This is a genomic window from Streptomyces sp. NPDC001532 (assembly GCF_040298625.1).
GTDB lineage: Bacteria > Actinomycetota > Actinomycetes > Streptomycetales > Streptomycetaceae > Streptomyces.
Genome location: NZ_JBEPAL010000007.1, coordinates 147,246 through 166,336, shown reverse-complemented (window position 1 = coordinate 166,336; position 19,091 = coordinate 147,246). Strand labels below are relative to the sequence as shown.

Here is a 19,091-nt window from a genome sequence, read left to right as displayed (position 1 = left end):
AATTGCCGCCGTGATCGGCCCTGTTCAAGAGGCGGCCGGTAATGACGATCGGAGGAGCCGACCATGATCCCGAATTCCCGTACCCACGTACCGGTGATTTCCGGAAACACCCGACTGTTCGCGGTGCTCGGAGATCCGGTGCAACAGGTGCGGGCGCCGGAAATGCTGAACCCGGTGTTCGCCGAACTCGGCCTGGACGCGGTGCTCGTGCCGGTGCACGCCCCCGTCGCCCACCTCCGCGAGGTGGTCCGCGGTCTGCAGCGCGCGGCGAACGTGGACGGACTCCTCGTGACCGTCCCGCACAAGGCTGCCGTCCGCGACCTGGCCGACGTGCTCAGCCCGGCGGTCGAACTGGCGGGCGGCGCGAACGCGCTGCGGCGCGGGGCGGACGGGCGCTGGTACGCGGAGAACTTCGACGGCGCCGGCTTCGTCGCCGGCCTCACCGCGGCCGGCCACACCCCGGCCGGCAAGCGGGTGACACTGCTGGGCGCGGGCGGCGCGGGCGGCGCGATCGCGGCGGCGCTGACGACGGCCGGCGTCGCGTCCCTCGACGTCGTGGACCTCGACACACACCGCGTACGGGCGGTCCTGGACCGCCTGACGCCCTACGCCGGCAACCGCGTCCGCGCGGGCGGACCGGCCGCGGTCCGCGCGTCCGACCTGATCGTCAACGCCACCCCGCTGGGCCTGCGCGACACCGACCCGCTCCCCTTCGACCCGACGGAGGCCGCCCCCGGCACGGTCGTCGCGGACATCATCATGACCCCCCGCGACACCCGCCTCCTACGCACCGCGGCGGCCCGTGGCCTGCCGGTCCACCACGGCGAACACATGCTGTCCCACCAGCTGCGGCTGTACCGGGAGTTCTTCGACCTGGAGGGGGCGGCTGGGGCGACGGCCGAGGGGGCGGCCGAGAGGGCGGCCGAGGGGACGGCTGCGGAGAGGACGGCGTCGGTGACGCCTGCGTGAGCGGGGACTGGGCCGCGGGGCGGAGCCGCGCGATGCGGCCCAGGCCGCCCGCCCCTTGACGCCCCGCACCCGCCGACGGCGAGCACGCCGCACGGGGCCATCCGCACCGAGCCGCGGCTCGCACGGGCGGTGCGGGCGGCGACGACAAGGGCCGAAGGCGAAGCCGAGGCCACCCCGACCACGACCCGCACCCGCCGACGGCGAAGCCGAGGCAAGCCCCCTCCACGACCCGCACCCGCCGACGGCGAGCAGGCCCCACAGGGGCCACCCGCACCGAACCACGGCTCGCACGGGCGGTGCGGGTGGGAACGACAAGGGCCGAAGGCGAAGCCGAGGCCACCCCACCACGCACCCCCAGGTGCGCCGAAGGCGCCGCCGAGGCCCCCGGTTGCCACGCAGTGCAACCGCAGTGACCCCCGCGTGGCCGCGACCTTCTTAGCCTGCGGGCATGAATCCAACCATCGGCGACATGACGGCCCAGGGAGCGGCAGCAGCCCGCTCCCCCCGGTTCCCCGAAGACATCGAAGCCCAGGTGAAGGCCGCGGTGGCCCGGCCGGCCGCCCAGCAGCCCGAGTGGCCGGATCCGTCCCGCGCCCACGCCGCCCGGGACGCCCTGACACAGCTCCCGCCCCTGGTCGTACCGGGAGAGGTGGACCGCCTCCAGGCCCAGCTCTCCCGGGTCGCGAACGGCCAGGGCTTCCTCCTCCAGGCCGGCGACTGCGCCGAGACGTTCGACGGCAACACCGAGTCGCACGTGACGGCGAACATCCGCACCATGCTCCAGATGGCCGTGGTGCTGACGTACGCCGCCAGCCTCCCGGTCGTGAAGATCGGCCGGATCGCCGGGCAGTACGCGAAGCCCCGCTCCAACTCCACGGACGCGCTGGGCCTGCCGGTGTACCGCGGCGACATCGTCAACTCCCTCGACCCGACCCCCGGCGCCCGCGTCCCGGACCCGCAGCGGATGCTGCGCGCGTACGCCAACTCGGCGGCCTCCCTCAACCTGGTCCGCGCGCTGGCCGGTTCGGGCCTGGCCGACCTCGGCCGGGTGCACGACTGGAACCGTGACTTCGTCCGCACCTCCCCGGCCGGCGAGCGCTACGAGGCCCTGGCGGCGGAGATCGACCGCGGCCTGGCGTTCATGACCGCGTCCGGAGCGGACCACGGCGCCCTGCACACCACGGAGATCTACGCCAGCCACGAGGCGCTGCTCCTGGAGTACGAGGACGGCCTGCTGCGCTGGGCGGCGTCCCCGGCCGGCGAGCCCCGCCTGTACGGCCTGTCCTCGCACATGCTGTGGATCGGCGAGCGCACCCGCCAGCTGGACGGCGCCCATGTCGCCCTGGCCTCGCTGCTGGCGAACCCGGTCGGCCTGAAGCTGGGCCCGGGCACCACGCCCGAGCAGGCGGTGGAGTACGTCGAACGGCTCGACCCGGACAACGTGCCCGGCAGGGTCACGCTGATCAGCCGGATGGGCAACGGCAAGGTCCGGGACGTACTGCCGGCGATCGTGCAGAAGGTGGAGGCGAGCGGCCACCGCGTGGTGTGGCAGTGCGACCCGATGCACGGCAACACGGTGGAGGCTGCCAGCGGCTACAAGACCCGCCACTTCGACCGCATCCTCGACGAGGTGAAGGGCTTCTTCGAGGTGCACAAGGCGCTCGGCAGCCACCCGGGCGGTCTGCACATCGAGCTGACCGGCGACGACGTCACCGAGTGCCTGGGCGGCGCGGAGGACATCGACGAGCAGGCGCTGGCGCAGCGGTACGAGACCAGCTGTGACCCGCGGCTGAACCCGAAGCAGTCGGTCGAACTCGCCTTCCTGGTGGCGGAGATGCTCCAGGCATGAGCCCGGCCCGACCAGCACGAAGGGGGCGCCCGGAAAATTCCGGGCGCCCCCTTTTCTCGGCGCTCACTCGGCAATCAGCGCGGGGTGGTGCCAGGCGAGCGCCGTATAACGGTCGACTCGGTCGGTGACGCTCTCGTTCGGAGTTCCTTTGTACGACCCGAGATTTCCGGTGAAAATGCTGATCGCCGCATCGAGCGCGACATTGAGTCCGATGCGCGGGTCGTCTTCCTCGACGGTGGACTCGGAGTGCTGTGCCTGCATTTTCCTGACCCTCCCTGAACCGGCCGCGAAACGTTTCCCCGTTCCTGATAGAGAACGTAGAAGTCCGGGCCGTCCGAGGGATCCCCTAGCCCACCCCAGAGGTTTTTCCAATTACCGCGGGATGAGCGTTCCCCGAGATCTCGGCGTCTCGCAGATCTCGGAGTCTCAGACGTCTGGGAGTCTCGGGGGTCTCGGAGTCTCGGAGGTCCGGGAGTCCGGGAGGTCTGGGAGTCCGGGACGTCAGACCAGCTGCGGCCGGCGCCCGAGGAGCCGCGGCTCCTGGTTGAGGATCGCCCGCTCCAGCTCCTGGAGGTCCCGCGTCGGGTCGAGGCCGTGGACGTCGACCAGCGCCTGCCGGGTACGCCGGTACGCGGCCAGCGCCTCGGTCTGCTGACCGCAGCGGTACAGCGCGAGCATCAGCTGGTGGCAGAGCCGTTCCCGGGTGGGCACGACGGACGCCATCTGCTCCAGCTCGCCGACGAGTTCGCGGTGCCGGCCCAGCTCCAGCCCGGCGGCGGCCCAGTCCTCGTAGACGGTCAGCCGCTCCCGCTCCAGCTGGGCGAAGGTCGGCCAGCTGATGCCGGTCTCGGCGAGGTCGACGAGGACGGAGTCCCGCCACAGGGACAGCGCCTGGGTGAGCGAGTCGACGGCCGCGTCGGGGAAGCCGGCGGCGAGTTCGGCGCGGCCCTGGGCGGCGAGCCGCCGGAAGCGGAAGGCGTCGACGGTCTCCGGTTCGAGGCGCAGCTGGTAGCCGTGCGGCGCGGTGGTGAGACGGACACCGCTGCCTGCCAGCTCGGCCTGCTCGAAGATCCTGCGGATGCCCGAGACCGCGTTCTGCACCATCTTGCGCGAAGTGGTCGGTGCGTCGTCGCCCCAGAGGGCGGTCACGAGCCGGCTGGTGGCGACGGTCTTGTTCGGGTTGAGCAGGAGATAGCCGAGAGTGGCCCGTTGGATGACTCCGCCCAGAGGCAGTGCTCGTTCTGCGGTGATCAGTTCGAGCGGACCGAGAAGGTTGAACCGCATACTATCCCCCACGCTTTGGACGGCTTCAGCAACACCCCCTAGAAAACAAACCGGCTCCGCTGTTTGTCAAGCGGGAAGCGGCAATAGACCTCAGAAACCTCGAGGTTCACCAGAGCGAGCGAGCCGACAAAACGGCACCTACATGGTCACTCCAGGCACATATGCCGTGTGCAACTTGCCACGCCATCCAGGCTTTGACACCAGAAAACAGCGACGACAGTCTGCTTTGGATCATCGAGCGGCAACTGCCCACCCACCACGACAGCCGCCCGCCGCCCGCCGCCCGCCGCCCGCCGAGACAGCACGCCTGCATGCCAGGCGACAGCACGACGTGGCGGCAGCGCGACAGAGCGACGCGGCAACGCGGCACGCGGCACGCGGCACGCGGCAACCCAGCGACGCAAGATGACGGCCCTTCAGGGCAGCAAGAAGCCACCCCCGGGCAAGAACACCCCAGGGGCTCGTCGAGCCGACGCGCTACGCCGCTACCGCTCGGCCACCGAACTGGCCACCGGCACCCCGCAGGGCGACTCCTCGACCCCGACGTGCCCGGAGGCCACGAACAGCTCCTGGGCCGCCGGGCCGACGACACGCGGCAGCAGAAGTGTCCAGAAGCGTGTCAGGGTCGACCGGTCGAGCCAGCGGCGGTCCCGGCCGCCCAGGGCCTCCAGGCCGGCCGCGACGGCCACCACGGCCGTCGACAGGTCACCTGTGGCCACGTCGGGCATCAGGGCACCCTCGCGCTCCGCACGTTCGACCGTGACCTCGACCCAGGTCTGCCAGTCCTGGCGCAGGTCCTGGGTGGCGTCGCCACGCTCGGGGTGGGAGCTGAGCGCGAACCCGGCGCGCAGCACGACGTCCTGGCCGAGCCCTTGCACGAGGTCGTGACTGGCGTCGATGAGCACCTGGAGGGACAGGGCGTCCCGCTGCCGGGTGATCCACAGCAGCCGCTCTCCGGCCACGGACACCACCGCGTCTAGGAGCGCCGCCTTGTTCGCGAAGTGAAAGTGCAGCGCTCCGCTACTGACCCCCGCCTTGGCGCTGATGGTGGCGAGCGAGGCGACCTCGAACCCGTCCCGATCGAACAGCTCGGCCGCGGCGTTGACGAGCGCATTGCGCGTCCGTATCGCGCGTTCCTGCTTGGCCATGGCGGACTCCGTTGCTCACCGGCGGTCAGTGCTGCGGAGGACGGGGTTCCGTTCGGTCGCCGTCGGGGGCCGCAGACTCCTCACTGTAACAAACCAGCTGCGCGGTTTCCCTACTTCGTAAGGCCTCGGACCTGGGAAAGCCCGGAAATCGACCCAGGAACCGGCCCTCGAAGAGCCACCAGTGGAGCGCCGCTTGACGGTCGTGGACAGCGGATGGACGCCCGATGGGCGGCCAGTGGGCGGCCCATGGATATCCAATGGACGGTCAATGGACGCCAGGGCGCACCGGAGGGCCGGCCGGACCCGCCGCCGGAACGGCCCCGATCGGCGACAGCCCTCTGCCGACCGCCACCGACCGCCACCACGGCCCCCCGGAAACCCCGAGGTCCCGCCGGCCGGCCGCTCCGCGACCCACCGTCGTACGCCGCTCGGCAAACAAGCAAACGGGGCCCGCGAAAACGGGCCCCGTCAGGGAACGCGCGGCAAGCCGCGCCCTCGGCCGCCGGCACGGCACGCCGAGGACGAACGCCTCACTCAATACGACCAGTGGCCGCTCTCAGCACCTCCATGGTTGGCGTGATTCCACCGGCCGCGCCCCGCACCGCTCCCGGGCCGCCCCGGCCTCCGCCGGCCGCCTGTGGCTCACTTCCGCAGCAGCACCGGCAGCGCCCCGAAGCCGTTCAGCAGGAACGTGGGCAGCGGGCGCAGCTCCTCCTCCGGGCAGCCGAGGGCCAGGTCGGGGAAGCGCTCGAAGAGGGCGCGGAAGGCGACGGTGGCCTCCAGGACCGCCAGCGGGGCGCCGAGGCAGCGGTGCGCCCCGTGCCCGAAGCCGAGGACGTCACGGTCGGTGCGCAGCAGGTCGAAGCGAGCGGCGTCCTCGCCGTACCGCTCCGGATCGCGACCGCCCGCCGCGAAGCTGACGAGGATGGGGTCGCCCTGCCGGATCAGCACGCCGTCGAGGTCGATGTCCTCGACCGCGAACCGCATCGGCGAGTAGGAGGCGGGGCTGTGGACGCGCAGGGTCTCGTTGACCACGTCGTCCCAGCCGGCCCGCCCGGCCCGGACATGCTCCAGCTGCTCCGGGTGGGTCAGCAGCGAGCCCACGCCGTTGACGATGAGTGTGGACGTCGTGTCCTGTCCGGCCGCGATCATCAGGAAGAGCGTGCCGAGGAGTTCGTTCTCGCTGAGCCGGTCACCGTCGTCCCGGGCGGCGATCAGCGAGGAGGTCAGGTCGTCGCCCGGCTGCCTGCGCTTGGCGGACACCAGCTCGGCGAGCAGCCGGAAGGCGGTGCCGCGGGCGGCCTCCATGGTCTGGGCGGAGACGCTGGAGGAGAACACCACCCGCAGCGCGGCGCAGAGCGCCGTGCGCGTCTCGCTCTCCTCGACCCCGAACAGCTCGCAGACGACCCGCAGGGGCAGCGCCTCGGCGAAGCCGGAACGCAGTTCGACCGGCCCGCCCTCGGATCCGGCGTCCAGCGCGTCGAGGAGGGACGTGGTGATCTCCTCGACCCGGGGCTTCAGTGCGGCGGTCCGGCGGGCGGTGAAGGCGCCGGCGACGAGTCTGCGCAACCGCCCGTGTTCCGCGCCGTACGCGAAGAGCATGTTCTCGTTGGCGACCCAGGGAAAGAGCGGCCAGTCGGGCGTGATGCGCCCCTCGATGAAAGCGGGCCAGTGGCGCCGCGCGTCCTTGGAGACCCGCGGGTCCAGCAACAGCCGCTCCACCTGGCTCTGCCGGACGACCGCCCAGGCCCGTATGCCGCCCGGCAGTTCGACCTCGACGGCCGGGCCCTGCTCCCGCAGCATCGCGGCCTCGGCCGCGATGTCCCTTCCGGTCACGTCCAGTGTGTAGAGACCAGAAGTAACGTTCATTCTGTTGAACTCCATTCGGTCGTCGTCGCGTTCCGCCCCCACCCGCACGCACACACACCGAGGAGAACGAGGAGCCCGGCGGCTGCTCCTCCCCCGTGGCGACGGCCCGTCACCCGGGCCGCGCCGGCACGCCGCTTCACCGGCGCGCATCACACCGCCGCCCGACGCACCGAAGCGCGCCGACCGGCTTGGAGCCGTCGTACTCGATCAGGCCGTGATTCCTGCTTCCAGCGGTCCGTACGCCGTCGAGGCCGTACGCCGATCCGCCGAAGTTCCTGCTGTCGCGGCGCGGTTGGCCTCAGCGCGGTGAGCCGAGGATCCGGAGCCCCGGGTCCCACACACCGCGCTTCCGCCGGCCCATGGACCGAAGCCCCCTGCGCTACGCCCCCACAGACCCCGCCCGCGGACCGAACCCCCGCGACCGCGGCCCCACAACCGAGCGACCGCAGCCACAGCACGAGACCTCACCCGCGAGCCCACCCGCACGAACCGTGCACACGAGACCACCCGCACGCACGAGACCGCAGACCCAAGCCCGCGCCTAAGGCCACACCTAAGCCTTCTACCGGGCCGTGGCCCGTCCGGCAGCCGTTTCGGCAGACCGGTGACACCTCACACGGCAGCCCCGGCGTGGGCGGCCAGCCGCTCGTCGCGCAGCCGGACGGCCTCCGTGTAGACGCGCTCCGCGCGGTCGGGCGCGAAGTCCAGCCGGACGAGGACGCCCGGCACGGTGACGGCGGTGATGAGGTTCCGCATCAGGTCCGTCGTCCGCTCCACCATGTCCGCGTGGCCGGTCATGATCTTGGAAAGCACCTGCACGCCAGTGAAACTGCTGGTGAACAGGGTGGCCGTGGACGCCACATCGATGTGCGGCAGCAGCTCGCCGGCCGCCTTGGCGCGGGCCAGGACATCCATGTTGTGGTTGATCCAGCCCTGCATCGGCACCCTGCGGTCCAGGCCGTCCTGCGGGGACCCCTGGTCCACGGTGAGCCGGATGCTGCCACGCACCATCGGATCGCCGAGCCGCAGCAGATGGGCGAGGAGCAGCGCCTCGTCCAGGCTCTGCTGCAGGTACAACTCCTGCGGCGGAACGGGCGGCAGCGCGGACACCTGTCCGGCCAGCACCTCCTGGGCCAGCTCCTCCTTGGAGGAGAAGTGGAAGTACAGCGCGCCCTTGGTCACGCCGCACTTCTTCAGGACCTCGGAGATGGTCGCCGCCTCGTAGCCGACCTCGTCGAACAGTTCCGCCGCCGCCTTGACGATCTTCTGGCGCGTACGGATGGCCCGCTCCTGCTGTGCCACTGCATCCCTCCGTACCCCTCGGAAGAAGAGACCGAGTGGTTTGTATTCCTATAGCCCGCGTGGAGTGATGAGTTGGCGTCCGGCCGCCTCACCCCCGTCGTTCCAGACCGGGCGCGCGAAACCGGTCAATTCACACGTCCGATCGGAACAATAAAACCACCCAGCCGGTTTTGCAAGGGCTTGAAAACAAACCGATTGGTCCGTAGTTTTCTCTCCGGCGCCACCAACGCATACCTTCTGGCTTGGCACTCACTGGGGGACAGTCGATGTTTCAGCAGGTTGAAGCACCGTTCAGAGGCACCGAAGAATCAGACCGCGCGGACGGTTCTATTCCGCTTCTTCGCACCGCGTCCGCGGGTGCCACCACCGCCGTCGCCACCAGCGCGGCCGTCGCTTCCGCACCCGCCCGCACCCGCACCACCGTCGCTCCCGTCGAAGGCAGCGCCCTGGACGAGCTCACCCACCTGCTCTTCGAAGGCGACGAGCGCGACCGCGTCCACGGCCCCTGGCGAGCCCTCGTGGGGGGCGAGGAGTTCGCCTACCGCCCCGGACTGCCGCCGCAGGAGCGCGCGGAGCTCTCGTACCAGCGCCTCCGCCTGGTCAACAGCGCCGTCCCGTCAGCCGAGGCGCTGACCTACGACGCCCGCCGGCTCGCCGCCCTGCACGAGTGGACCGGCTTCGTCGACGGCGGCCTGTGCACGCTCGCGAGCATCCACTACAACCTCTTCCTCGGCAGCCTGCTCGACCACGACGGCTACCGCCGCGACCTCACCCCGTACGCCGCCATGCGGCGCACCGGCGTCTTCCTGTGCACCGAGCTGGAGCACGGCAACGACGTCGCCAACCTCCAGACGGTCGCCCGCTTCGACCGCGAGACCGGCGGATTCATCCTGCACACGCCGACCGTCGGCGCCCAGAAGTTCATGCCGAACACCAGCCTCACCGGCGGCCCGAAGAGCGCGGTGGTCGCCGCCCGGCTGCTGGTCGACGACGAGGACCAGGGCATCTTCCTCTTCCTCACCCCGCTCAGCGACGACAACGGTCACCTGCCCGGCGTTCGGGTCCGCCGACTGCCCGAACGCACCGGCACCCCGGTCGACCACTGCCTCACCGCCTTCGAGCACGTCCGACTGCCCCGTGAGGCCATGCTGGAGGCCGCCCACGGCCGGCTGGACGAGGACGGCAAGCTGACCAGCTCCCTCGGCAACCGCCGCAAGCGGTTCCTGCGCTCCGTGGGCCGCGTCACCGTGGGCAAGCTCTGCATGAGCGCCGGCACCCTGGGCATGGCGCGCGCCGCGCTCACCATCGCCGTCCGCTACGCCCACCACCGGCAGATCGGCGGCACCAAGGCCGGCCAGCGCGTCCCGCTGACCGCCCACCGCAGCCACCACGCCCGGCTGCTGCGCTCCCTGTCCACCGCCTACGCCATGACCTTCCTCCAGCGCTCGATGGTCGACCGCTGGATGACCCACGACGAGACCGACCGCGAGCAGCGCGAGGAGATCGAGCGGCTGATCGCCGTCGCCAAGGGCTGGATCACCTGGCAGGCCCGGGACATCACCATCGAGTCCCGCGAGCGCTGCGGGGCTCAGGGTCTGTTCCCGCACAACAACCTGGCGGACCTCCAGCTGAACGTCGAGGGCGGCATCACCGCCGAGGGCGACAACCTGGTGATCTGGGTGAAGGCCGCCTCCGAGATGGTCTTCGGCCACGAGTCGGGCCCCGAGCAGCCGATGGCTCCGGGCGGGCGCGATCTGACCGACCTCGGCTTCCTGCGCGACCTGCTCGCCTCCGCCGAGCGGATCTGGCAGACCCGCGCCCGGGAGGCGCTGCGCGGCGGTCCGGCGGGCGACCCGATCGGACGCTGGAACGCCACCTCCGGCGCCGCCCTCGAAATGGTCTCCGCGCACGCCCGCCTCCAGGCGGCGGACGCCCTGCTGGCCGCCGCCGACACGGCCCGCAACGCCCGCGCCCGGTTCCTGCTGGAGAACATGTCCCGGCTCTTCCTGCTGGAGCAACTGCGCCAGCACACCGGCGACCTGCTGGCCGCCGGCCTGATGACGCCCGAGCAGATGGTGTCCCTGCACAACACCGCCGACCGCGTCATAGCCGACCTGGCGCCCCACATGATGACCCTGGTGGACGCCTTCGACCTGCCGGAGGAGTTCCTCTCCCGCGTCCCGATCGCCGGCCCCGACTACATGGACCACTACCACCAGCACCCCACCCCCGACCCTCAGCCGGAGCCGACAAGAGCCACCGCGACGAGGACCACTACTCCTATCGCGACGGAGGGCATCGCGACGAGGACCACCACGCCTATCGCGACGGAGGGCATCGCGACGAGGACCACCACGCCTATCGCGACGGAGGGCATAGCGACGGGGACCACCACGCAGTCGCTGCCCGAGCCCGCGCTGACGTCGGCGCTGGAGTCGGCGGTCGAGTCCGTCCTGGAGTCCGCGTCGGAGCCGGAGCCTCTGCCGGAACCGACCCCCGCCTGATCCCGCGCCCGACCCCCGGGGGCCCACTCCCCCGGGTATGCCGACGTCCCGCGCGAGGCCGCCCCCACCCAGGGAGCGACCTCGCCCCACGTCCGGCACCCGAACAACCACACAGCGGCCCTACGGAGCCAGCGCCTCTACGGACCCACCGCTCCCCTACCGACCGGAGCCGTAACCGGAACCGGAGCCGGAGCCGGAGCCGGAAGCGGAGCCGGAGCCGAAAGCGGTACCAGAGCCGGCTCCGGAACCGGAGCCGCTGCCGCTGCCGCTGCCGCTGCCGCTGCCGCAAGCCAACCCCGCCTCCAGATCATCGAGCGCACATCTCGCGAGAGCGATCCGGGCCCGCAGTTCCCCCTCCGAAAGCCCCGCGGCCCGCACCGCCCCGGAGCGAGCGGGCCCCGCTCCCCCTCCACCCCCTCCGCCCTCTCCTCCCGCTGCACTCCCTCCACTCCCGCCACCCCGGGCACCCGCCAGGCCCTCGACCCGCTCCCGCTCCAGTTCCCGAGCCTCGTCCAAGGAGCTGATGACGACGCCGATGAGGACGTTGACCAGCACGAAGGAGGCGAGCACGACGTAGGAGGCGTAGTAGAGGATGCTCCAGTCGGACACCTTCAGCCCCGCGTGCACCGCGTCGCCGAGACCGTCCAGCGTGATCAGCAGGAACAGCGTCAGCACGGCACGGCCGATCGTCCCGTACTGCTCGGGATCGTCCTGGCCGAAGAAGACCCAGCCGACCATGGCGTAGACGTAGAGCACCAGCGCGCCGACGAGCAGGAAACTGACGGTGCCGGGCAGGCTCCGGGCGACCGCGACCATGACGATGCGCAGCTGCGGCAGGAAGCGGGCGGTGCGCAGCACCCGGGCCAGCCGCAGCAGCCGTAGCACGGTGGTGTTCTCGCGTACGAGGGGCAGGAACGCGCAGGCCACGACGGCAAGGTCGAACAGGTTCCACGGATCCCGGAAGAAGGCCCGGGGCCGGTCGGCGTGAGCGCAGGCGCGCAGGGCGATCTCGGCGGTGAAGGCGGCCAGGCAGAGGTTCTCCGCGAGACCCAGCCACTGGTGCCATTCCGCGACGACGCTGCGGTAGGTCTCTACGCCCAGCAGGGCCGAGTTGGCGAGGATGAGGACGAAGACGGCGAGCCCGAACCAGGGCGCGTCGACGAGTTCGCGGGCCCATGCCGCCAGCGCCACCGCACGGCGGCTCGGCGGCACGCTGCCCGTGGGAGCAGGGCAGTGGTCGAGGTACTTGATGTCGTGGTGGCCGGCGTACGTGGTGTCGTGGTCGTCGGTGTTGGTGATGTCGTGATGGTCGGTGTACGTGGTGTCGTGGTGGTCGGTGTGCTTGGTGTCGTGGTGGTCGGTCATCTTTCTGTATCTGCTCCATCGCTCAGCGTGATACTCGCACTCTCACCCGGACCCACCCCCGACCCCGCCCCGACGCGCCCCTGACCGACACCCCCGATGAAAGTCACCGCAGGACAAGCCGCTGGAGACCAAGACTGACGAATCGATCAGAATTGCGAAGTTCCACCATGTCCACGGCTAGACTCGCCGCATGCCGACGTCGACCACCGCCCCACCGCCCGGCAACCGCTTCGAGCGACGCCGCGCCGAGACACGCAGGGCACTCGTCCGCGCGGCCCGGCAGATTCTCGCCGAGACCGGGGACACCGGCGTCAGCATCCAGGCCATCGCCGAGCGCGCGGACGTCGGATTCGGCTCCTTCTACAACCACTTCGGCTCGAAGGCGGAACTGTTCGACACGGCCGTGACGGACGCCCTGGAGGAGTTCGGGCAGACCTTCGACGAACGGCTGCGCGGCATCGACGACCCGGCGGAACTCCTCGCGGCCGGCTTCCGCCTCAGCGCCCGGATGGCCGACTCGCACCCCGAGCTGATGCAGGTGCTGCGCCGCCACGCGCTCGGCCATCTGCACTCCGAACGGGGCCTGGCCCCACGCGCCCTGCGCGACCTGATCCGCGGCGTCTCCGCGGGCCGCTTCACCGCGGTGGACCCGGTCGCGGCCCTCTCGGCGATGGGCGGCGCCCTGCTCTCCCTCGTCGAACTGCGCTTCGCGCGCCCCGAGCTGGACGGCGACGAGACGGCCGCCAACCTCGCGGAGATGGTGCTCCGCATGCTGGGCGTGCCCGCCGAGGACGCCCACGAGGTGGCCCGCCGCCCGTTGCCCGCGTGACCACCTGATCCCCGCACGACAACCGCTTTCCGTCGCGACCCTTGACGCACCCCAGCCGTTACTGGCTTCATGGGAGCGCTCCCACACCCCTTTTTCCGCCACCGGCTTCCTTGCCTCACTCATCTGGAGTCGCAGTGAGAACGACAAGAAGCACGACGCTCAGGCATGCCCCGAACCCCGCGACCGCCCTGCTCGCGGCGCTGGCCACCCTGGCCGCCCTCCTCGGCCTCCTGACGGCGGCCCCGGCCCACGCCGCCTCCACCGCCACCACCGCCGCCGCCGCGGACCCCCAGTCCCCCGGCGCCGCGGCCACCGGCCTGCACATCAGCAACGGCCGCCTCCTCGAAGGCAACGGCAACGACTTCGTCATGCGGGGCGTCAACCACGCCCACACCTGGTACCCGGGCGAGACGCAGTCGCTGGCCGACATCAAGGCGCTCGGCGCCAACACCGTGCGGGTCGTCCTCTCCGACGGCCACCGCTGGACCCGCAACAGCGCCGCGGACGTGGCCGCCGTCGTCGACGACTGCAAGGCCAACCGCCTGATCTGTGTGCTGGAGGTGCACGACACCACCGGCTACGGCGAGGACGCGGCCGCCGGCACGCTCGACCACGCCGCCGACTACTGGATCAGCCTGAAGGACGTCCTGGCCGGCGAGGAGAACTACGTCATCGTCAACATCGGCAACGAGCCCTGGGGCAACACCAACCCGGCGGGCTGGACCGAACCGACCATCGCCGCGGTCAAGAAGCTGCGGGCCGCCGGCTTCGAGCACACGATCATGGTGGACGCGCCGAACTGGGGCCAGGACTGGCAGGGCGTCATGCGCACCAACGCCAAGACCGTCTACGAGGCCGACCCCACCGGCAACCTGATCTTCTCGATCCACATGTACAGCGTCTTCGACACGGCAGCGGAGATCACCGACTACCTGAACGCCTTCGTCACCGCCAACCTCCCCATCCTCATCGGCGAGTTCGGCGGCCCGTCCGACCAGTGGGGCGACCCGGACGAGGACACCATGATGGCCACCGCCGAGCAGCTGGACCTCGGCTACCTGGCCTGGTCCTGGAGCGGCAACACCGACCCGATCCTCGATCTGGCGATCGGCTTCGACCCGGCGCAGCTCAGCTCGTGGGGCCGGCGCATCTTCCACGGCGCCAACGGCATCGCACAGACCTCCCGCGAGGCCACGGTCTTCGGCGGCACCGCCCCCGACACCCAGGCCCCGACCGCCCCCGGCACCCCGACCGCCTCAGCCCTCTCCCCCACCTCGGTCACCCTCACCTGGCCCGCCGCGACCGACAACGTCGGCGTCACCAGCTATGACGTGGTCCGCGTCGACGGCACCACGGAGACCGCGGCCGCCTCCTCCACCACGACCTCGGTCACCGTCACCTCCCTGACGGCCGACACGACGTACACCTTCGCGGTCTACGCCAAGGACGCGGCCGGCAACCGCTCCGCCCGCTCGGCCACGCTCACCGTGAAGACCGAGAAGGACACCGGCACCCCGGGGACCACCTGCTCGGTCGGCTACCGCGTCACCAACGAGTGGCCCGGCGGCTTCCAGGGCGAGATCACCCTCCGCAACACCGGCACCGCCCCGATCAACGGCTGGACCCTGGCCTTCACCTTCGCCAACTCCCAGACCATCACCAACATGTGGGGCGGCACCCCGACCCAGACCGGCGCCGCGGTCAAGGTCGCCGCGGCCTCCTGGACCTCCACCATCCCGGCAGCCGGCTCGACCACGATCGGCTTCACCGGCACCAGAACCACCACCAACACGGCCCCGACGACCTTCACCCTGAACGGCACGACCTGCGCGACCAGTTGAGCGATCCGCGGCAGCCGACCGGCGGGGACCGTCCACCCCGCCGGTCACGCGCGGACCGACCGGCCGCGCACCGTCCACGCCGCTCACCGACTCACTCGGTGACGTCCACCCGGTAACCCCTGGCCAGGTCGGGCAGACCGTGGTCGTAGCCCTGCCCGACGGCGCGCAGCCGCCACCCGTCGCCGCGCCGGTACAGCTCGGCGAGGATCATCGAGCGCTCGGTGGTGGCGGCGTCGAGAGTGGCGCGGGCGATCGGGGCCGCGCCGATGCCGCAGGTGGCGGTGATCTCGACAGCGCCGACGTCGGAGAAGGTCGCGGCACCGTCGATCGCGGCGGCGACGACGACCCTGTGGATCTCCAGGGGCAGACGGTCCGGCTCGACGGTGACGGCCTGCTCCGTCGGGCTGTCCGTGGCGAGCCGTACGGTGCCGTCCGGGTGCTCGGGAGCGCCGTAGAAGACGAAGTCCTCGTCCCCTCGCACCTGTTCCCGCGCGTCGAGCGCGAAGGCGACGACGTCCACGGCGCAGGCGGTGTGCTGCTTCCACGAGGCGGCCACGGTCCAGGCCGCGTCGGTGTCGGGCAGATCGAGGACGGCGCCGCGGACCAGGACCTTCGCGCTCTCCGGCCGGTTCCCGGCCGCACCCTGTGGCGGGGCAAGGATCGGCGCGGCACCGGGTGCGAGGAGCCAGTCGGCGTCGTGCACGCGCAGCCCGAGGGTGACGATCCGCGTCATACGACGATCCGCTTCGCCTCCGGCCAACACCACGATGTCGGTCACACTGGCCGAGAGGTTGACGGCCGCGGACGCGCCGAGCGAGACGGCACGAGCGCGTGCCTCGGCGGCCTCCTGGTGGGTGCCGCCCAGAACCAGGACCCTGCGCCCGGCCAACGCCTGGGTGCCCGAGGTGGTGGCGCTGGTGCTGGCGGCCGTCGGCGCGGCGGTGCGCTGTGCCGGGAGGCTCGGCGCGGGCGCCTGCTGTGCGGTAATGGTGCTCCGGGGCCCCTCGGTGGCGCGGCGCTGCCGGGCGGCGCCGGCCCGGGCGGCGCCCTTGGCCTCGCCGGGGCGCACGTTCTCCAGCAGCCGCAGGTAGGCCGACTCGTCCACGAGCGGGACACCCTCGTCCACGGCCCGCCGCAGTTTCCCGGATGCCGTGCCGGGGTCGTTGGTGACGACGAGGCTGGTCTGACCGCTGACCGAGGTCATCATGTTCAGCCCGGCCGCCACCGAGCGGGCGACGAGTTCCTCGCGGGAGAGCCGGGTCTCCCCGGTGATGGCGACCTTCATGCCCTGGACCAGCGGCCGCCCCGGCTCGAGACGCCCCGGGTTGCGGTAGGCGCACGGGGTCTTGGGGACGTAGGGCTGGTGGTCCTGGCGAGGTGGGCAGTCCAGGAGCGGCAGGGACAGACCCAGTTGCTCGGCGGCGCTCAGCGAGCCGCGCAGGATTCCGGAGAGCACCCGTACGTCGTCCCGCGCGTCATGGGCCCGCTCCTGGCGCACGCCGTAGTGCGCGGCGAGCGTGCTCAGTCTCAGATCGGGCGTCGCGGGCCCGACCAGCCGGTTGAGGGCCAGAGTGCACAGACGCCTGCTCACCGGCACCCAGGAACGGACGCCGGCGAACTCGTGGGCCAGGAAGTCGTAGTCGAACTGCGCGTTGTGAGCGACCAGCACGCGGCTGCTGAGGAGCGCGCCCACCTGCGGCGCCACGTCCTCGAAGGTGGGCGCGTCCGCGAGACGGTCCCGGGTGAGACCGTGCACGTGCACCGGCCCCGGATCGCAGCCCGGGTTGAGAAGGGTGGAGAACTCCCCGGTCTGCCGCCCTTGTGCGTCCAGCGTGAGGATCGCGAGGGACAGGACCCGGTCCCGGCCGGGACGCAGTCCCGAGGTCTCCACGTCCACCAGCGCCCAGTCGTGGAAGTAGTCAGGCGCCACGGGCCACTTCGGACTCGACGACAGCAGGCCCATACGCGGCTCCCCTCCCCCGGAACGGCGAGCGGCACCCACGCCTCTCCACCGTGATGATCGACCGGCTGGGATTTTCGCACGCGTGGGCCCCGGTCTGCCCGGTCTCTCCTCCTCTCACCAGCCACCGTCCGGAACAGGGCCACCTGGCGAGTGATGGGGTTCGTTGTCGGCCGCGTACCGATCGGCGACGACGAAGGTACTGGCGCAGTCCGGGCACGAAGCTCGGCCGAAGACAAAGGCGAGACCCTCGATGATCCGGACCAGGCCGAGTGCGCGAGCGGTGTCGCGCATCCGTGCGCCCACACCGCCGAGCCGGTCGACGGCACACGGCTCGAGAGGGCGGCGCCGGACGTCCCCCTCGTACCAGTCCCGAGAGGCGGAGTAGTGCCCGTGGCCGCCGATCGCAAGGGTGACGGGCAGGTCGCAGTGCGGGCAGCTCACGCTGTAGAAGCCGTCGTCGAAGTCGTACTCGGCCATGCTCCAGCCGGCCGCGCCGGCGAACGCGAGGTCCGCCCGGAAGAACGCCATCGCGTACGCCGCCGGCAGATCACCGTCACCGATGCGCCGGGCGAGCAAGTCCCTGAGCTCAGCGATGACCGGAGCCGTTTCCCGTACGAGCGCGTCGGCACCGTGGTCCTGATGAACCCCCGCGACGATCGCCCCGGCCAGCTCCAACGCCCGATCTACCGCGACCGTTTCACCGGAACGAGCGATGTCCCGCAGATACGGCAGAGCCGCAAAACTCGCGGCACAGACGGTGCCCCCTTCGGTGGCGATGAGATGCCAGAGCTCCCGCCAGCCCCCTTCATCGTCACCCGGCGCTCGCAGCACCCGCTCCAGTACACCGGGGACCTCGCCCCAGGGCCCACGCCCGTACCTCGACAGCCGCCACTCGATCACCTACCGATCCAAACACGCGACCGCCATCGCACCCCTCACGGACCAGCCCACGGCGGAATCGGGCCCGGGATCCCAGTGATCGCAGCACCGGCCTCAGGACCCGGGACGACCCTACGCCTCGGCCCCTGGTGCGGTCGGCGGCCGCCTCTCGCGGCAGGCTCGTACTCCACGTGGACCTGGGCACACACCCGGCGCCCGGAGGGCCCGCACACCCACCCCTGAGCGTGACACAGCAGCGCACGCCCCTTCCGAGCAGACAGCGACCGGCACCGCCCGAAGCTCGCGGCAAGCGTGGACGGACACCATGAGACCTGCACCCACACCGGCCTGTCCCTCAAGCTCCTCGCTCCCGCCGACGAGGCCCCCACGGCACCGCCCGAACCGCGCCTCAGTGGCGTGTACGAGCGGGTGAAAACGGCGGCTTCCAGCGCCTGCCTCAGCACGAAACCGCAGGTCATCCCGGTAGGTTTCACAACGCGCCGCGCATCCGGGCCGGCATGTGGCCTCACCGAGGGGACTCCATGGAACCGCTGTTCAGCGTCGTACCCCTCCTCCTGATCGTCCTCGCGGTGTGCTTCGCCGTCGTCATCGTCCGCCGCGCCCGCCAGGTCAGCAGTGCCTGGTCGAGAGGGCTCACGGCGCAGGCCCGACGTGTCAGGTCGTACACGAAGACGAGCGGTGGGGGAAGCAGCCAGGTGCGCACGACGATGCACCACGTCTACACCTTCACGACCCGCGACGGGCACGTCGTCCGCTTCGACGAGGAGGGCGGGCCGTCGACGACGGTCGAGGGTGACATCGTCACCGTGCACTACCTGCCGGAGCGCCCCGACCGCGCCACCGCCAAGCCTCCGGCCCAGGCGAAACTCACCGCCGGCACCATCGGCTCCCTGCTCTTCCTCGCCGTCTTCACCGTCTTCGCCATCATCCTCCTGCTCGCCATGAACTCGGACGGGCCCACGCCCTGACGTGGGAAGCGTCGGCGTCTGTCGGACATGTGAAGCCCCGGCCTGTCGGCCCGGGTTCTGCTGCATGCCGACCTGAGTGCGTCGCAGAAAAAGCCAAACGTCCACTCCGACGAGCACACCGACCTCGACGGCCGGCCGTACGACGACCACGCCTACGGGCTGCGCCGGCAACAGCGCGATGCCGGCACCGCCGCAGCGTTCGAGAACCTGCGCGCAGTGCGACGCCCAGCGCATGCTGGACACCGCCAGCGCAACTGCCCCTCATTCCCGCCAGCGCCGCGCAGACCCGCTGGATCTACC

Annotated in this window: 14 protein-coding genes; 6 read left to right on the top strand and 8 right to left on the bottom strand. The window is 71.3% G+C overall.

Annotation, left to right across the window (positions count from 1 at the left end):
• Window positions 1-63: 63 nt before the first annotated feature.
• Both ABT232_RS09765 and ABT232_RS09760 read left to right on the top strand, forming a co-directional pair.
• Complete coding sequence (locus ABT232_RS09765) at window positions 64-969, top strand: shikimate dehydrogenase family protein (protein ID WP_351838297.1); 906 nt, start codon at window positions 64-66, stop codon at window positions 967-969.
• A 469-nt stretch (window positions 970-1,438) separates the two neighbouring features.
• Window positions 1,439-2,818 (top strand): class II 3-deoxy-7-phosphoheptulonate synthase, encoded by a 1,380-nt coding sequence (locus tag ABT232_RS09760; RefSeq protein WP_351838437.1) that lies wholly within the window; start codon window positions 1,439-1,441, stop codon window positions 2,816-2,818.
• A gap of 63 nt (window positions 2,819-2,881) precedes the next feature.
• On the opposite strand, the gene ABT232_RS09755 is transcribed toward ABT232_RS09760, so the two are convergent.
• The 5 genes from ABT232_RS09755 to ABT232_RS09735 all read right to left on the bottom strand — a co-directional run bounded on the left by ABT232_RS09755 (window position 2,882) and on the right by ABT232_RS09735 (window position 8,421).
• Window positions 2,882-3,079, bottom strand: a complete 198-nt coding sequence (locus ABT232_RS09755; RefSeq protein WP_351838294.1) for a hypothetical protein — start codon at window positions 3,077-3,079, stop codon at window positions 2,882-2,884.
• 240 nt (window positions 3,080-3,319) lie between these two features.
• Entirely contained in the window at window positions 3,320-4,102 is a 783-nt protein-coding gene (locus tag ABT232_RS09750; RefSeq protein ID WP_351838291.1) for an AfsR/SARP family transcriptional regulator, read from the bottom strand.
• A 485-nt stretch (window positions 4,103-4,587) separates the two neighbouring features.
• The gene (locus ABT232_RS09745; RefSeq protein ID WP_351838288.1) at window positions 4,588-5,250 is read right to left on the bottom strand and encodes a ScbR family autoregulator-binding transcription factor; all 663 of its coding nucleotides are present in this window, start codon (window positions 5,248-5,250) and stop codon (window positions 4,588-4,590) included.
• Between the two features lie 642 nt (window positions 5,251-5,892).
• On the bottom strand, window positions 5,893-7,086 hold the full coding sequence (locus tag ABT232_RS09740) for a cytochrome P450 family protein (RefSeq protein WP_351838286.1): 1,194 nt from the start codon (window positions 7,084-7,086) through the stop codon (window positions 5,893-5,895).
• A gap of 645 nt (window positions 7,087-7,731) precedes the next feature.
• Window positions 7,732-8,421: a ScbR family autoregulator-binding transcription factor gene (locus tag ABT232_RS09735; RefSeq protein ID WP_351838284.1), complete on the bottom strand. Its 690-nt coding sequence runs from the start codon at window positions 8,419-8,421 to the stop codon at window positions 7,732-7,734.
• 266 nt (window positions 8,422-8,687) lie between these two features.
• Here ABT232_RS09735 and ABT232_RS09730 point away from each other — a divergent pair, with 266 nt between their 5' ends.
• Window positions 8,688-10,925, top strand: coding sequence for an acyl-CoA dehydrogenase family protein (locus ABT232_RS09730; RefSeq protein WP_351838282.1), 2,238 nt, complete (start codon window positions 8,688-8,690; stop codon window positions 10,923-10,925).
• Between the two features lie 156 nt (window positions 10,926-11,081).
• On the opposite strand, the gene ABT232_RS09725 is transcribed toward ABT232_RS09730, so the two are convergent.
• Window positions 11,082-12,290: an ion transporter gene (locus ABT232_RS09725; protein WP_351838279.1), complete on the bottom strand. Its 1,209-nt coding sequence runs from the start codon at window positions 12,288-12,290 to the stop codon at window positions 11,082-11,084.
• A gap of 190 nt (window positions 12,291-12,480) precedes the next feature.
• Between ABT232_RS09725 and ABT232_RS09720 the strand changes: the two genes are divergently transcribed.
• Window positions 12,481-13,119 carry a TetR/AcrR family transcriptional regulator gene (locus ABT232_RS09720; RefSeq protein ID WP_351838277.1) on the top strand — a complete coding sequence of 213 codons (639 nt, stop codon included), beginning with the start codon at window positions 12,481-12,483 and terminating at the stop codon, window positions 13,117-13,119.
• Between the two features lie 134 nt (window positions 13,120-13,253).
• Entirely contained in the window at window positions 13,254-14,960 is a 1,707-nt protein-coding gene (locus ABT232_RS09715; protein ID WP_351838274.1) for a cellulase family glycosylhydrolase, read from the top strand.
• Window positions 14,961-15,051: 91 nt separating this feature from the next.
• Here ABT232_RS09715 and ABT232_RS09710 read toward each other — a convergent pair whose 3' ends face one another.
• Both ABT232_RS09710 and ABT232_RS09705 read right to left on the bottom strand, forming a co-directional pair.
• Window positions 15,052-16,923 carry a TerD family protein gene (locus tag ABT232_RS09710; RefSeq protein WP_351838272.1) on the bottom strand — a complete coding sequence of 624 codons (1,872 nt, stop codon included), beginning with the start codon at window positions 16,921-16,923 and terminating at the stop codon, window positions 15,052-15,054.
• 114 nt (window positions 16,924-17,037) lie between these two features.
• Window positions 17,038-17,823 carry a hypothetical protein gene (locus ABT232_RS09705; protein ID WP_351838269.1) on the bottom strand — a complete coding sequence of 262 codons (786 nt, stop codon included), beginning with the start codon at window positions 17,821-17,823 and terminating at the stop codon, window positions 17,038-17,040.
• 521 nt (window positions 17,824-18,344) lie between these two features.
• On the opposite strand from ABT232_RS09705, the gene ABT232_RS09700 reads away from it, so the two are divergent.
• A complete protein-coding gene (locus tag ABT232_RS09700) occupies window positions 18,345-18,791 on the top strand; it encodes a DUF3592 domain-containing protein (RefSeq protein ID WP_351838266.1) in 447 nt (148 codons plus the stop codon).
• The last annotated feature ends 300 nt before the right edge of the window (window positions 18,792-19,091 follow it).

Excerpts from the sequence above, each read along its gene's own strand:
- ABT232_RS09725 (WP_351838279.1), bottom strand. The coding sequence starts at position 12,290 with ATGACCGACCACCACGACACCAAGCACACCGACCACCACGACACCACG.
- ABT232_RS09710 (WP_351838272.1), bottom strand. The coding sequence starts at position 16,923 with ATGGGCCTGCTGTCGTCGAGTCCGAAGTGGCCCGTGGCGCCTGACTAC.
- ABT232_RS09720 (WP_351838277.1), top strand. The coding sequence starts at position 12,481 with ATGCCGACGTCGACCACCGCCCCACCGCCCGGCAACCGCTTCGAGCGA.
- ABT232_RS09730 (WP_351838282.1), top strand. The coding sequence starts at position 8,688 with ATGTTTCAGCAGGTTGAAGCACCGTTCAGAGGCACCGAAGAATCAGAC.
- ABT232_RS09755 (WP_351838294.1), bottom strand. The coding sequence starts at position 3,079 with ATGCAGGCACAGCACTCCGAGTCCACCGTCGAGGAAGACGACCCGCGC.
- ABT232_RS09700 (WP_351838266.1), top strand. The coding sequence starts at position 18,345 with ATGGAACCGCTGTTCAGCGTCGTACCCCTCCTCCTGATCGTCCTCGCG.
- ABT232_RS09745 (WP_351838288.1), bottom strand. The coding sequence starts at position 5,250 with ATGGCCAAGCAGGAACGCGCGATACGGACGCGCAATGCGCTCGTCAAC.
- ABT232_RS09750 (WP_351838291.1), bottom strand. The coding sequence starts at position 4,102 with ATGCGGTTCAACCTTCTCGGTCCGCTCGAACTGATCACCGCAGAACGA.
- ABT232_RS09760 (WP_351838437.1), top strand. The coding sequence starts at position 1,439 with ATGACGGCCCAGGGAGCGGCAGCAGCCCGCTCCCCCCGGTTCCCCGAA.
- ABT232_RS09765 (WP_351838297.1), top strand. The coding sequence starts at position 64 with ATGATCCCGAATTCCCGTACCCACGTACCGGTGATTTCCGGAAACACC.